The sequence below is a fragment of the Citrobacter sp. Cpo091 genome, from assembly GCF_030332645.1.
Classification (GTDB): Bacteria; Pseudomonadota; Gammaproteobacteria; order Enterobacterales; family Enterobacteriaceae; genus Citrobacter; species Citrobacter portucalensis.
This window is the reverse complement of sequence record NZ_JAOWHL010000040.1, coordinates 129,793-145,463: the sequence shown is the minus strand read 5'-3', so window position 1 is coordinate 145,463 and position 15,671 is coordinate 129,793. Positions and strand designations below refer to the sequence as shown.

At 54.2% G+C, this 15,671-nt stretch carries 9 protein-coding genes; 1 reads left to right on the top strand and 8 read right to left on the bottom strand.

What is annotated here, in order from left to right; genetic code table 11:
- Positions 1-25: 25 nt before the first annotated feature.
- Positions 26-2,302 (top strand): ATP-dependent Clp protease ATP-binding subunit ClpA, encoded by a 2,277-nt coding sequence (clpA, locus tag OGY04_RS19635; protein WP_003036804.1) that lies wholly within the window; start codon positions 26-28, stop codon positions 2,300-2,302.
- Positions 2,303-2,571: 269 nt separating this feature from the next.
- On the opposite strand, the gene trhP is transcribed toward clpA, so the two are convergent.
- From trhP to OGY04_RS19595, 8 genes are all read right to left on the bottom strand, one after another.
- Entirely contained in the window at positions 2,572-3,933 is a 1,362-nt protein-coding gene (gene trhP, locus OGY04_RS19630) for a prephenate-dependent tRNA uridine(34) hydroxylase TrhP (RefSeq protein ID WP_286585913.1), read from the bottom strand.
- Between the two features lie 159 nt (positions 3,934-4,092).
- A complete protein-coding gene (locus OGY04_RS19625; protein WP_048224506.1) occupies positions 4,093-4,425 on the bottom strand; it encodes a YegP family protein in 333 nt (110 codons plus the stop codon).
- A 135-nt stretch (positions 4,426-4,560) separates the two neighbouring features.
- The gene (gene baeR, locus OGY04_RS19620; protein WP_032943946.1) at positions 4,561-5,283 is read right to left on the bottom strand and encodes an envelope stress response regulator BaeR; all 723 of its coding nucleotides are present in this window, start codon (positions 5,281-5,283) and stop codon (positions 4,561-4,563) included.
- Positions 5,280-6,683, bottom strand: a complete 1,404-nt coding sequence (gene baeS, locus OGY04_RS19615) for an envelope stress sensor histidine kinase BaeS (RefSeq protein ID WP_003834277.1) — start codon at positions 6,681-6,683, stop codon at positions 5,280-5,282. The genes baeR and baeS overlap by 4 nt, the downstream gene beginning before the upstream one ends.
- Positions 6,683-8,095 (bottom strand): MFS transporter, encoded by a 1,413-nt coding sequence (locus OGY04_RS19610; RefSeq protein ID WP_003834276.1) that lies wholly within the window; start codon positions 8,093-8,095, stop codon positions 6,683-6,685. Before OGY04_RS19610 ends, baeS begins: the two co-directional genes overlap by 1 nt.
- Positions 8,092-11,172, bottom strand: a complete 3,081-nt coding sequence (gene mdtC / locus OGY04_RS19605) for a multidrug efflux RND transporter permease subunit MdtC (RefSeq protein ID WP_137377507.1) — start codon at positions 11,170-11,172, stop codon at positions 8,092-8,094. The genes OGY04_RS19610 and mdtC overlap by 4 nt, the downstream gene beginning before the upstream one ends.
- On the bottom strand, positions 11,173-14,295 hold the full coding sequence (locus OGY04_RS19600) for an MdtB/MuxB family multidrug efflux RND transporter permease subunit (RefSeq protein ID WP_286585908.1): 3,123 nt from the start codon (positions 14,293-14,295) through the stop codon (positions 11,173-11,175). It abuts the gene before it with no gap.
- Complete coding sequence (locus OGY04_RS19595) at positions 14,295-15,542, bottom strand: MdtA/MuxA family multidrug efflux RND transporter periplasmic adaptor subunit (protein ID WP_057067263.1); 1,248 nt, start codon at positions 15,540-15,542, stop codon at positions 14,295-14,297. Before OGY04_RS19595 ends, OGY04_RS19600 begins: the two co-directional genes overlap by 1 nt.
- Positions 15,543-15,671 lie beyond the last annotated feature (129 nt).

The following is a 15,671-nucleotide window of genomic DNA, read 5'->3' as shown; positions in this document are numbered from 1 at the left end:
GGCATAAACATTGGGGGAGGTGCCTATGCTCAATCAAGAACTGGAACTCAGTTTAAACATGGCTTTCGCCAGAGCGCGCGAGCACCGACATGAGTTTATGACCGTCGAGCACTTGTTACTGGCGTTGCTCAGTAACCCATCGGCCCGCGAAGCGCTGGAAGCGTGTTCTGTGGATCTGGTGGCGCTCCGTCAGGAACTCGAAGCCTTCATTGAACAGACCACACCTGTATTGCCTGCCAGTGAGGAAGAACGCGACACGCAGCCAACGTTGAGTTTTCAGCGTGTACTGCAACGTGCGGTCTTTCATGTTCAGTCCTCCGGGCGTAATGAAGTTACCGGCGCAAATGTGCTGGTCGCTATCTTCAGCGAGCAGGAATCTCAGGCGGCTTATCTGCTGCGTAAGCATGAAGTGAGCCGCCTTGATGTGGTGAATTTTATTTCTCATGGCACGCGCAAAGACGAACCCAGTCAGTCTTCTGACTCTGGGAATCAGCCAAATAACGAAGAGCAAGCTGGCGGGGAGGACCGTATGGAAAACTTCACGACTAACCTTAACCAGCTTGCCCGAGTGGGCGGAATTGATCCGCTCATTGGCCGGGACAAAGAGCTGGAGCGCGCCATTCAGGTACTGTGCCGTCGCAGAAAAAACAACCCGCTGCTGGTGGGAGAGTCTGGTGTCGGTAAAACCGCCATTGCTGAAGGCCTTGCCTGGCGTATCGTCCAGGGTGATGTGCCTGAAATCATGGCTGATTGCACCCTTTACTCCCTGGATATCGGCTCGCTTTTGGCTGGCACCAAATATCGCGGTGATTTTGAAAAACGCTTTAAGGCGCTGCTGAAACAGCTGGAACAGGATACTAACAGCATTCTGTTTATCGATGAGATCCACACCATTATCGGTGCGGGTGCGGCATCGGGCGGCCAGGTGGATGCGGCTAACCTGATCAAGCCGCTGCTCTCCAGCGGTAAGATCCGTGTGATAGGGTCCACAACCTATCAGGAATTCAGCAATATCTTTGAAAAAGATCGTGCGTTAGCGCGCCGTTTCCAGAAAATCGATGTCACTGAGCCATCGGTAGAAGAGACCGTGCAGATAATCAACGGTCTGAAGCCGAAATACGAAGCGCACCATGACGTCCGCTATACCGCCAAAGCGGTGCGTGCAGCGGTTGAACTGGCGGTGAAATACATTAACGATCGTCATCTGCCGGATAAAGCGATTGACGTGATCGATGAGGCGGGCGCGCGTGCGCGTCTGATGCCGGTCAGCAAGCGCAAGAAAACCGTCAACGTGGCGGATATCGAGTCCGTTGTGGCCCGCATTGCGCGGATCCCGGAGAAGAGCGTTTCGCAGAGCGATCGCGACACGCTGAAAAACCTGGGCAACCGTCTGAAAATGCTGGTATTCGGACAGGATAAAGCCATTGAGGCGCTGACTGAAGCGATCAAAATGAGCCGTGCCGGTCTGGGACACGAACATAAACCGGTCGGTTCGTTCCTCTTTGCCGGACCAACTGGCGTCGGTAAGACCGAAGTCACGGTGCAGTTGTCCAAAGCGCTGGGTATTGAACTGCTGCGTTTTGATATGTCCGAATATATGGAACGCCACACCGTCAGCCGCCTGATTGGTGCGCCTCCGGGGTATGTCGGTTTCGACCAGGGCGGTTTGCTGACCGATGCTGTTATTAAGCATCCGCATGCGGTACTGCTGCTGGATGAAATCGAAAAAGCGCACCCGGATGTCTTTAACCTGCTGCTGCAAGTGATGGATAACGGCACGCTGACCGACAATAACGGGCGTAAAGCGGATTTCCGCAACGTGGTGCTGGTCATGACCACCAACGCCGGTGTGCGTGAAACTGAGCGTAAATCGATTGGGTTGATTCATCAGGACAACAGTACTGATGCAATGGGCGAAATCAAAAAAGTGTTTACGCCGGAATTCCGTAACCGTCTCGACAACATTATCTGGTTTGATCATCTCTCTACCGAGGTGATTCATCAGGTTGTTGATAAGTTTATCGTCGAGCTTCAGGTTCAGCTGGATCAGAAAGGTGTCTCTCTGGAAGTGAGTCAGGAAGCGCGTGACTGGCTGGCAGAGAAAGGCTACGACCGCGCAATGGGCGCACGTCCAATGACGCGTGTGGTCCAGGATAACCTGAAAAAACCATTGGCTAATGAACTGCTGTTCGGTTCGCTGGTGGATGGTGGCCAGGTGACCGTTGCGCTGGATAAAGAGAAAAATGAGCTGACCTATGGCTTCCAGAGTGCGCAAAAGCACAAGCCAGAAGCTGCACATTAATCTTTAATCACCTAATCAGCCGGGCGTAATGCCCGGTTTTTTTTCGCCTGATAATCGTGATTTGAAATGGGATATTCGGGGGAGTTTAAACAGTAGGCAAAAAATAAGCCTGCGTAAGGGAGATTACGCAGGCTAAGGAGGTGGTTCCTGGTACAGCTAGCATTTATGGGTTATGTTTTTCAGCGGAGGGGATAATACCCTTAATGAACGCAACGGTATGTGATCGATTTCTAAGAATCTTCCGAACGCTGAAAAATAACCGTAATTAACTACTTAGCATGCGGGTTGCGCGTGGACTCACCGGTAAAATTACGCATCAACAATGCATAATTCAGATCGATATCCTCTGGTACTGGCATCCACACGGTGTAACCATCGCCCGGCGCAACCGGCATGGCTTCGCCTTTCGCGTTTTCCATCTGCTCGAGGGTAAAGTTGATGTTGCCTTGTGGGGTCATCAGCTCCAGGCTGTCGCCGACGGTGAATTTGTTTTTCACCAGTACGGCTGCCAGTTCACCTTTACGTTCGCTGGTGAATTCGCCGACAAACTGCTGACGCTCGGAAACAGAGAAGCCGTATTCGTAGTTCTGATAGTCGTCATGCGTATGACGGCGCAGGAACCCTTCGGTGTAACCACGATGCGCCAGGCCTTCCAGCGTTTCCAGCAGTTGCGGGTCGAACGGTTTACCGGCTGCGGCATCATCAATGGCTTTACGATAGACCTGCGCGGTACGTGCACAGTAATAGTATGACTTGGTGCGGCCTTCGATCTTCAGGGAATGCACGCCCATCTGCGTCAGGCGTTCAACGTGGGCAATGGCACGCAAATCCTTTGAGTTCATGATGTAAGTGCCATGTTCGTCTTCGAACGCGGTCATATACTCACCCGGACGCTGGGCTTCTTCAATCATAAAGACTTTATCTGTCGGTGCGCCGATACCCAGCGTAGGCTCAACGTTTTGTACCGGGATAGGCTCGTACTTATGCACGATATTGCCCACCACGTCTTCTTTGCCTTCCTGCACGTTGTATTCCCAGCGGCAGGCATTGGTGCAGGTACCCTGGTTAGGGTCACGCTTGTTGATATAGCCAGAAAGCAGGCAACGGCCGGAGTAGGCCATACACAGCGCGCCGTGAACGAAGATCTCAAGCTCCATATCCGGCACCTGGGTGCGGATCTCTTCGATTTCTTCCAGCGACAGCTCGCGGGAGAGGATCACGCGGGTCAGCCCCATCTGCTTCCAGAATTTCACCGTTGCCCAGTTTACGGCGTTAGCCTGTACTGAAAGATGAATGTCCATGTCAGGGAAGTTTTCGCGCACCAGCATAATCAGACCAGGGTCTGACATGATCAGTGCATCCGGCCCCATTTCCACCACCGGTTTCAGATCACGAATGAAGGTCTTCAGCTTGGCATTGTGTGGGGCAATGTTAACCACCACATAGAATTTTTTACCCAGTTCATGGGCTTCATTAATGCCGAGCTGCAGGTTTTCGTGGTTGAATTCGTTGTTGCGTACGCGCAGTGAGTAACGCGGTTGGCCCGCATACACAGCGTCAGCGCCATAGGCGAAAGCGTAACGCATGTTTTTCAGCGTTCCCGCCGGGGAAAGGAGTTCCGGTTTAAACATAATTTTCTCGTTCTGATGACAGGTCAGACTCGCCTCACTCAATGAGGCGGTTAGGGGAGTGCCCCCATATTAAGGGCGGGCATTGTAGCGCTGCGAGGAAGTCAGGTAAAGAAAAACGCCGGGCGACAGCGTTGCGTTACCCGGCTGAGCAAATAATTATCAGGTCTTATCTTTTATCGTCTGACTGACACCATTGGTCTTAACTGAAGCAATACCGGTCTCGCGTGACTGTTCATTCGCATACAGTTGACTGCTACCAATAATCTGGTGGTTTGCAGCTTTCAGGTTGAAATGTAATTTGCCATTAGACGCTGTTTTTTTCTCATAACGCTCATCCAGAGGGCTGTTAGCCTGGACAGATGCGATCCCTTTTTCTGCAGCGCCTTTTGTAGTGTAAAGCTCACTGGTAAGGATTATTTCCCCGTTCCCAGCTTTAAGAACAAAGCGGTACTGATCATCGCTACTCTTACTTAATTCAAACCAACCAGCCATATGAACTCCTTGATTAAAAGTTTTATATCAAACAGTTATTGACGACAGTATTGTCAGAAAGAGTATGAGCGATATTTGGAGAGTTGCTAGTTACCAGGGCTCACGGAGCAGCGGAGCCCTGAAGTGCAGGAGAGTTTAAGCAATTCGGCAGGCGTCGGCTTCCCAGCGATACCCCACGCCATAGACCGCGCGGATAAACGACTGCTCGGCATCAAGCGACTCCAGCTTGCGTCGCAGGTTCTTAATATGGCTGTCGATGGTGCGGTCTGTAACGACGCGGTAATCGTCATAGAGATGATTGAGCAACTGTTCACGGGAGAACACTTTTCCCGGCTCATGTGACAACGTTTTAAGTAAGCGGAATTCGGCGGGCGTTAAATCGAGCATCTTCCCACGCCAGGAGGCCTGAAAACGGCCTTCATCGACGATAAGCGGGCTGTCTGCATCCATTTGTTGCAGTTCGCGCTGCGGTTTGCAACGACGCAGGATCGTTTTTACGCGCGCGACAACTTCGCGCGGGCTGTAAGGTTTACAAATATAATCATCAGCACCGATCTCCAGCCCCAGCAGGCGATCAATCTCTTCGATTTTAGCGGTTACCATCATGATGGGGACTTCTGAGAAGCGGCGAATTTCCCGACACAGAGTCAGACCGTCGGTACCGGGCAGCATCAGATCCAACAAGATCAGATCGGGCGGCGTTTGGCGCACGTAAGGCAGAACCAGGTCGCCGTGGTTGATCAGCGTAGGGGCATAGCTCGCTGCCCGCAGGTAGTCGATCAGCAGTTGCCCCAGCTTAGGCTCATCTTCCACGATCAGAATACGCGGTGTGTTTTCATCAATGGGTAACTCAGTCATACATCTCTCTGTAAATCGCGTTCCAGCGGTAACTCTACTGTAATGCTAACCCCACCAAAAGGCGAATGGGCGGCACGAATCAGACCATTATGCGCTTGTACGATATTGACGCAAATCGCCAGCCCCAACCCGGAACCTCCACTGGCGCGGTTGCGCGAGCCTTCGGTGCGATAAAATCGTTCAAACAGCTTCTGTAACTGCTCGTCACTTACGCCGGGAGCGGAATCAGCGAAGGTTAATAACACCATGCGTTCGCGTTGTTCGGCGCTGATATGCAACCCGCCACCGCTATCGGTGTAGCGCAGACTGTTTTCCAGCAGGTTGTTGAACAGCTGCATCAGACGATCCCTGTCACCAAATACCGTCATGCTGTCGGGGAGCGAAAGCTGTATGGTCAATCCACGGCTGGCGAAGCGTTCACGAAATGCGCCGCTTGCCACTTCCAATAGGGGGATGAGGTCCAGCGATGTTTTCTGGTAGGCCAGCGCGCCTTCATCTGACATGGAGAGCTGATGAAGGTCGTCAACCAGTTTGGTGAGCGTACCGACTTCAGCCTGCAACGAGGCAACGGAGTCAGGGGTAAACTGGCGGACACCATCCTGAATGGCCTCCAGTTCACCGCGCAACACCGCCAACGGCGTACGCAGTTCGTGAGAAATATCGGCCATAAAGTCACGACGCATCTGCTGGTTTTTTTCCAGTGTACTGGCGAGCTGGTTGAAGTCCTGCGCCAGCTTGCCCAGCTCATCCGTACTGGTTGGCGTAACGCGAGTGGTGAAATCGCCCGCCGCCAGTTTGTGCGTGCCTTCCACCAACCGTTTAACCGGGGCCAGCAGGCTGCGCGCCAGCGTAAACGTCGCCAGCGCGGCCAGGATCGTGGAGAGCGCAACGATAAGCCAACTGGATCGTCTTTGCTGCATGTCGAAATTGATATCCGTATTCCGCGTTAAGCGTTCCACAGGAGAGGCAATCACGGCGCCCACTTCGCTACCGTTAACGCGTATGGGATGGCGCATGCCGTCGCGAGGAACTGGGCCGCGCGGGCCGACCAGCACGCGGGCATTTTGGTCGACAACCCAAAACTGTGTACGCCAGCCGTGTGGCGGCATGCCTGGACCCGGTTTATCATCGTCGTTGTCGTGTTCAAAAGAGCGCAGGATCTGGAAAACAAAACGATCGTTATTGCGTAAGAATCGCCAGTTGCCATGTTGCTCGTACTGCTCGCTTAATGCGTCGCTGAGCATTTGCAGCCGCTGCTCGTTGCCGTGCTTGATATAGTCAATAAAACCACGTTCGAAGCTAATGCGTACGGCCCAGTGCATGCTGATCAGCAACACAATGCAGGTGGCGAAAATCGCCAGAAACAGTTTGCCAGTGATACCGGGCCGCCAGAACTTCATCAGGTGCTCCTTTTGCGCCGTGAAATCACCGCGTTGGTTTGCGTGTCGTTCGGCACGCGGGCAAAAATAATGGCGGGCAGCGCAATAATGAAGGCGATGCACAGCCAGGTATACATAAAGACGGTATGCGTACTTCCGCTGTCGATGGCGATATGCTGTTGGCCGAACATGCCCAGCAGCAGGCCTGCGATGGTCACACCAATACTCATCGATAGCTGCATGATCATCGACAGCAGGCTGTTACCGCTGCTGGCCAGATCGTCAGGCAGATCTTTTAACGTAAGTGTGTTCATGGATGAAAAACGCGTTGAGTTGACCATTCCCTGTAAAAACAGCACGAAGGGCAGGGCGTAATACCAGCCCAGCAGTGCCGTGGTCATTAGCAACAGACTGACCAGCGACAGGCCAAGCGTAGTGGTAATCAGCACACGACGGTAACCAAAGCGGTTAACGACCTGCACCACAATGCGCTTCATGCCCATACTGCCCAGCACCATCGGGATCATCATCAGCCCGGCATGAAAAGGTGAAAAACCGAGGCCAATCTGTAAAAACACCGGTGTCATAAACGGCAACATGCCGCTGCCGATGCGTCCGGCAAAACTGCCGAACAGACCTAGCGAGAAGGTTGGTGTGCGAAACAGATTCAGGCTGAATAGCGCACGCGGATTACGATGGGCGTGTTTCAGATACAGCGCAATAGCCAATACCCCGCAGATAACCAGCGCCGCCAGCGTGATACTGGAGAGGCCGGTTCCTTTGCTGCCATCGAGCGCCAGCGTCAGTACCGCCATGCCGACCGCCAGCATCGCGAACCCTGAGAGGTCGAAACGTCGGGTTTGCATGGTGTAGTTGGGCATCAGCATTAACGTCGCTATTGCGCCGACAATGCCTACCGGAATGTTAATCAAAAATATCCAGTGCCAGGAGGCGTATTCAACCAGAATCCCGCCTAACGCCGGGCCCAGCAGCGGGCCGATTTGACCGGGTAAAGTGACAAACGTCATTGCCGCCATATATTGCTCACGCGGGACGATTTTCATCACCGTTAGCCTGCCGACCGGCACCATCATCGCGCCGCCAACGCCTTGTAAGACGCGCGCCATCACCAGCTCGTTGAGTGTGCTGGACCCGGCGCAAAACAGCGAGCCAAGCGTAAACAGGATGATGGCGGTGAAGAAGATATTACGCACACCAACTTTGTCCGCCAGCCATCCGCTGGCGGGCAGCATCACGGCAACAGTTAAAACATATGACACAATGACCATATGCATGTGTAACGGGCTTTCCCCGAGGCTTGCCGCCATCGAAGGAAGCGCGGTGTTAACGATGGTGGTATCCAGCGACTGCATAAAAAAGCCAAATGCCACAATCCAAAGTTGCCAGCGGGTGCTGTCGGGAAGTTCTGTCATAACTCTGCTACCGGTTTGCTGTTTTTACGCGAAAAACGCAGACGCAGGCGGTCGAAAAAGAGATAGACCACGGGCGTGGTGTACAGCGTCAGGAGCTGGCTCACGACCAGCCCACCGACAATGGTTATCCCCAAAGGCTGACGCAGTTCAGAGCCATCCCCTGCGGATAACACCAACGGCAACGCGCCAAACAACGCCGCCAGCGTGGTCATCATTATTGGGCGAAAGCGCAACAGGCAGGCCTGGAAAATAGCTTCTTCCGGCTGTAGCTTGCCGTTTCTCTGCGCTTCCAGCGCAAAATCGACCATCATGATGGCGTTTTTCTTCACAATGCCAATTAATAGCATGATCCCTATCAGGGCGATTAGGCTGAACGGGGCATTGAACAGTTCCAGCGCCAGCAACGCCCCGACGCCAGCCGAAGGTAGCGTGGAGAGGATGGTCAGCGGATGGACATAGCTTTCATACAGCATACCCAGCACGATATAGACCGTGGCGATGGCGGCGATAATCAGGATCACCTGCGAATTCATGGTGTCCTGAAATACCTGTGCGGTACCGGCAAAGCTACCGCGAACCGTGGAAGGGACGCCGAGCTGGGTCATGGTTCTGTTGATGGCCTCTGTCGCTTCTGACAGTGAAGAACCTGTCGGCAGGTTAAACGACACGGTTGAGGCGGCAGACAAACCCTGATGGTTTACAGATAGCGGCGCATTCGCTGGTTGCCATTTAGCAAAGTACGATAACGGGATCGCTTTACCGTCATTGTTGATGACGAACATTTTGTCCAGTGCGCTGATGTCCTGGGTGTAACGTCGATCGACCTCCATCACCACTTTGTACTGGTTCATCGGCTGATAGATGGTAGAGATCTGTCGTTGTCCGAAAGCATTATTCAACAGGCTGTTGGCGGCTGCCACGTCGATCCCCAGACGAGACATAGTGTCGCGATCGTAAATCAGATTCATCTCCGCGCCATTGTCCTGCTGATCGGAGTTGACGTCTGCCAGTTGGGGCAGGGCGGCAAGCGCCTTACGGATCTTCGGTTCCCACTCACGCAGCGCCGCGAGATCGTCGGACAGCAATGTGTATTGATAGCTGGCGTTGGCCTGGCGTCCACCAACGCGAATATCTTGCACCGCCATTAAAAACAGATTCGCACCTGGCTCTTTTGAAAGCGCGACGCGCAGGCGGTCGATCACCTGCTGAGCCGTTTCACGGCGTTCATCACGTGGCTTGAGGGTAATAAACATCATCCCGCTGTTGACCCGCGAACCACCGGTAAAACCGGTGACGTTATTCACCGCCGGGTCGTCGCGGATGATCTTCATAAAGTCCTGCAGTTTGCCGCGCATGGCCTGAAATGAGATGCTCTGATCGGCCTGGATCCCACCCATCAATACACCCGTATCCTGCTCCGGGAAGAAGGTTTTGGGGATGGAAATATAAAGCCAGATATTCAGCGCGATGGTACCGAGTAACACCACGCCTACCAGCCGCGTATGGCGCAGCACCCATTTAAGCGAGGTGCCGTAACTCTGTTGCAGCGCCACCAGCACACGACCAAAACCCCGTTTACGAGACTGTTCGCGCGGGGTGCTGGATTTGAGCATCCAGCCGCACATCATTGGCGTTAATGTCAGCGACACCAGCAGTGAGATACCGATAGCAACCGACAGCGTGACGGCAAATTCGCGTAGCAAGCGTCCAGGCAATCCGCCCATTAACAGCAGTGGCAGGAACACCGCCACCAGCGACAGGCTCATGGAGAGCACGGTGAATCCCACTTCGCGCGTACCCTGTAACGCTGCCTGGAGCGGCTTCATTCCTGCTTCCAGGTGGCGGGCAATATTTTCCAGCACCACGATGGCGTCATCGACGACAAATCCCGTAGCAATGGTTAACGCCATCAACGACAGGTTGTTCAGGCTGAATCCACACAGATACATGGCGGCAAAGGTACCGATCAGCGAGACCGGAACAGCTACCGCGGGTATCAGCGTCGCACGCCCGGAGCGCAGGAAAATAAAGACCACCAGGATAACCAGCGCCACGGAGATAATCAGCGTCTGTTCGACTTCTTCCAGCGAGGCGCGAATAGTCGGCGAGCGGTCCTGGGCGATTTGCAGATCGATAGCGGCCGGGACCAGCGTTTGTAGCTCCGGCAATTTGGCGCGAATGCTGTCTACCGTCTGAATAATATTGGCTTCCGGTAGCTTGCGGATCATCAGCAGAATGGCCGGTTTGGCATTGGTCATCCCCGCGTTGCGTACGTCCTGCACCGAGTCGGTTACAGACGCAACGTCGCCCAGTCGTACCGCCGCGCCGTTATTGTAGTGGATGATAATCGGCTGGTATTCGGCGGCGGTTTTCAGCTCATCGTTGGTTTGGACCTGCCAGCGGTGGGTATCATTCTCGATAGCGCCCTGCGGCTTACGCACGTTGGCGTTGTCAATTGCGCTACGTACGTCGTCCAGCGACACGCCCTGGTTAAACAGCGCTTGAGGATTAAGCCCTACACGCACGGCAGGCAGAGAGCTGCCTCCAACGTCCACGTCGCCCACGCCGTCGATCTGTGCGATGGTCTGCGCCAGCTGGGTTGATGCGAAATCGTACAATTCACCTTGCGAGTACGTGTCCGACGTCAGCGTTAGGATCATGATTGGCGCATCGGAAGGGTTGGCTTTGCGATACGTTGGTCGGCTCGGCATCCCGCTGGGTAGCAGACTTTGCGCGGCGTTAATTGCGGCCTGAACGTCCCGCGCCGCGCCATTGATGTCACGGTCGAATTTGAATTCGAGAATAATACGCGTACTGCCAAGTGAACTGCTTGATGTCATTTCGTTCACGCCCGCAATGCGCCCCAGCGAGCGCTCCAGCGGAGTTGCGACCGAGGACGCCATCGTTTCGGGTGAGGCACCCGGTAACGATGCGCTGACCATGATCACCGGAAAATCCACCTGCGGTAGCGGAGCGACCGGCAGCAGACGAAATCCGAGTATGCCGCACAGGGTGATGGCCACCGAAATGAGAATGGTCGCCACCGGACGATGAATGAAAAGCGCGAAAAATTTCATTTACGCTTCCTCTTCCTGACGTGGGAAGCGGCTTTTCACGTACAACGACAGACGGTCAAACAGCAGATAAATCACCGGGGTGGTAAACAGGGTTAATACCTGACTCACCAGCAGCCCACCGACCATGCCAATACCTAATGGACGACGTAACTCTGCGCCCACGCCGGTACTTAACATCAGTGGCAACGCGCCGAGCAGTGCCGCCAGTGTAGTCATCAGGATCGGGCGAAAACGCAGCAGACAGGCCTGAAAAATGGCATCGCGTGGTGACATTCCCTGTTCGCGCTCCGCGGCAAGGGCAAAGTCGATCATCATGATGGCGTTTTTCTTGACGATACCGATGAGCAAAATAATGCCGATAATCGCGATGACGTCCAGTTCGCTCCCGGCAATCATTAACGCCAGGAGCGCCCCGACGCCCGCCGTCGGCAACGTGGAGAGAATAGTAATTGGGTGAATAAAGCTCTCATACAGCACGCCGAGGACGATATACATCGCGACAACCGCAGCCACAATCAACCAGATGGTATTTCCCAGCGCAGCCTGGAAGGCGAGCGTGCTGCCCTGGAACTGGGTGGTAATATTTGCGGGCAGGTTAAGCGTTTTTTCGGTATCCAGAATGGCCTGTACCGCATCACCCAGCGAATGTTCGTCTGGCACGTTGAACGAGATGGTGGTGACCGGGAACTGATCGAGGTGGTTAATCGACAGCGGGGCAAAACGCTGTTCAATACTGGCGATCGCGCTGAGCGGTACTATGCCACCGTCGCTACTGGTCAGGCGTATTGTATCCAGTGCCGCAAGCCCCGGTGTATTGTTGGTGTCATGTTCTAACACCACGCGATACTGATTTGCCTGGGTGTAGATGGTTGAAATCAGTCGCTGGCCGAAAGCGTTGTACAGAGCGTTGTCGACATCTGACATGCTGATGCCCAAACGGCTGGCGCTGTCGCGATTGACGTTCACATACGCTACCAGCCCTTTGTCCTGCCAGTCGCTACTGACATCGGACAGTTGCGGTAGCTGATTTAATTTTGCTAACAGCTGTGGAACCCAGATGCTAAGGGCATCAAGGGATGTCGCTTGCAGCGTGAACTGATATTGCGTCCGGCTGACTTGAGTATCAATCGTCAGATCCTGAGTGGGCTGAAGATAAAGGTCAACGCCGGGGACTCTGTCAACCGCGTCCTGTAGGCGCGCAATCACTTTCTGCACCCGATCGTCGCGTTCATCCAGCGGCTTAAGGTTGATTTGTAAGCGCGCGCTGTTCAATGCCGTATTAGTGCCGTCCACACCGACAAAAGCGGTCAGGCTTTCTACCGCCGGATCTTTCAGAATGACATCTGAAACCTGACGCTGGCGCTGGGCCATGCTGGCAAATGAGCTTGACTGCGGTGCCTGTAGCGTGCCCTGGATAATGCCGTTATCCTGGATCGGAAAGAAGCCTTTGGGGATAAAGACCCATAGCATAACGCTCAGCGCCAGCGTGCCGAGCGCAACGCTCAGCGTGAGCCACGGATGGTTGAGCACTTTCGCCAGCCAGTGGCCGTACCCGGCAATGACGCGATCGAACATGCGCTCTGAGGCGCGGGAGAAGCGGTTTTGCTTACGCAATGAGGCCTGATTCAGCATACGCGCGCACATCATCGGCGTAAGAGTGAGCGAGACAACAGCGGAAATCAGAATCGCTACGGCCAGCGTCACAGCGAACTCCCGGAACAATCGACCTACGATATCCCCCATAAACAGCAGTGGGATCAGTACGGCGATCAGTGAAAATGTCAGAGAGATGATGGTAAAACCAATCTCGCCCGCCCCCTTCAGGGCAGCAGTCAGCGGTTTTTCGCCTTTTTCGATATAGCGTGAAATATTCTCGATAACCACGATAGCGTCATCCACCACAAAACCTGTCGCAATGGTTAGCGCCATGAGGGTCAGGTTGTTGATGGAGAAATCAAGAAATACCATCACCGCGAAAGTACCGATTAACGATAACGGTACGGCGACTGCAGGAATAATAGTTGCCGGAATATTGCGCAAAAACAGGTAGATAATCATGACTACCAGCGCAATCGCCAGCATCAATTCAAATTGGGTATCCGCTACGGACGCACGAATATTGGTTGTACGATCGGAAAGTACGCTGACCTTAACCGATTTGGGCAGGCTCTCGGTGAGCTGCGGCAGCATCTGGCGGATACTGTCTGCCGTGGAGATGATGTTTGCGCCAGGTTGGCGCTGAACATTCATTACTATAGCTTGTTGCTTATTGGCCCATGCGCCCAGCCAGCTGTTTTCGGCCCCTTGCTCAACGGTGGCGACATCGCCCAGACGAACCGGCGCACCGTTTTTATAGGCAACAATGAGCTGACGATATTCATCCGCGGACTGCATCTGGTCGTTGGCTGAAAGGGTAACGGCACGCGTTGGACCATCAAGACTCCCTTTTGCCGAATTGACGTTGGCACCGGTAATGGCCGTACGGATGGTTTCGCTGGTCAGACCGAGTGCGGCAATGGCCTGAGCGTTAAGCTTCACGCGGACCGCCGGACGTTGCCCACCGGAAAGTGTTACCAGGCCCACGCCGGATACCTGAGAGATTTTCTGCGCGACGCGGGTTTCGACCATATCTTCCACCTGCGTCATCGGCATGGCGCTGGATGTGACCGCCAGCGTCATGATCGGCGGATCTGCCGGGTTTACCTTGCTGTAGACCGGAGGGTTAGGGAGATCGCTGGGTAATAAATTGGTGGCGGCGTTAATCGCGGCCTGAACTTCCTGCTCGGCAACATCCAACGGGAGCGTCAGTTGAAACTGTAACGTAACGACCGATGCGCCACCGGAGCTTTGTGATGACATCTGTTTTAAGCCAGACATCTGCCCAAACTGACGTTCAAGCGGTGCGGTGACCGCCGAGGTCATGACATCCGGGCTGGCACCGGGGTAGAGCGTAACGACCTGAATCGTGGGGTAATCCACTTCAGGTAAGGCGGCGATTGGCAGGAAGCGATAACCGATAATTCCGGCAAGCAAAATCGCGACCATCAGCAGCGTGGTGGCGACGGGGCGCAGAATAAACAGGCGCGATGGTCCGCCTGTGTTGTCCGGAGGTAACACCTGCATCAGGAGTTAGCTCCTTTTTTGCCGTATCCGCGTGGCGCTGTTTTCTCGTCCTGAACAGAGGCATCGTGCGCCTCAACGACTTCGACTTTTGCGCCTTCCGTCAGACGATCAATACCGTCGGTCACGACCCGATCGCCCGCAGACAACCCGGCAGTAATCACCACTTTTTGGCTATCCTGAATTCCCGGTTTAACCAGGTGTTTGCTCACTTTGTTATCGCTGTTCAGCACCCAGACAAAATGGCCTTCGTTACCCATTTGCAGGGCGGCAGTTGGGATCACAACGGCATTTTGTTGTGTGTCGACCAGCATGCGGGCGTTAACGAACTGGTTAGGGAATAAAGCATCATCCTGATTGTTAAAACGAGCCTTAACTTTGATTGTTCCGGTGGTGGCATCAATCTGATTGTCGAGACTGAGCAGGACACCTTCGCTCAGCTTTTGCGAATTGGTTCGGTCCCAGGCTTCGACCTTCAGCTGGCTCCCCGATTTTTGTGCCTGCAACACGGTAGCAATGTCGTTTTCAGGCAACGTAAATATCAGGTCGATGGGATGCGTTTGCGTAATGACGACGATTCCGGTGGTATCGCCGCTGGAAATTTGGTTACCGACATCGACCTGTTTCAGGCCGACACGACCATCGACAGGTGCGGTTATCCGGCTCCAGTCGAGCTGCAACTGAGCGCTGGCGACGCTGGCTTCATCTGCTTTGATTGTGCCTAACGTCTCATTGACCAACGCCTGCTGGGCGTCCAGCTCCTGACGGGAGACCAGATTGGTTTTAACCAACTGTTGATAGCGGGCAAGATCGCGACGGGCATTCGCCAGTGTGGCTTTATCTTTTGCCAGTTGTCCCTGCGCCTGAGCCAGAGCAACTTTGAATTGGCTGGGATCTATTTCTGCTAGCAGGTCACCGGCTTTAACCTGTTGTCCTTCCTCAAAGTGTAAGGCGATGAGTTGACCATCCACCCGACTACGCACCGTGGCGGTATTTGCGGCAGTAACGGTCCCCAGCCCTGTCAGGTAACGTGGCACGGCTTCCTCGGTGGCGGTGGCAGCCTGCACGGGAGCCAACGGTCCGGAGCGCATTCCACGCCGTCCTGACCCCGCAGTGTGCTGCGCGGGTTTGGTTGCGCCCGGTGCGGTTCCCTGGGATGCGCTACGGCTTTGCCAGAACCAGATGGCGGCGACGGCGGCCACGACGATCACGATTGCTATCACCCAGCGGGATTTATTACTGCCTTTCATTGTTATGAGTTTCTCATCCTGAAACGATTCGCGGAATGATACTAGTTTAGCCAGCGAACAAGGGAGAAAAATGGAGGAATTATGAAACACTGTCGGGATTCGTCTGAATGCTGACGCGGCTTTGCGAGG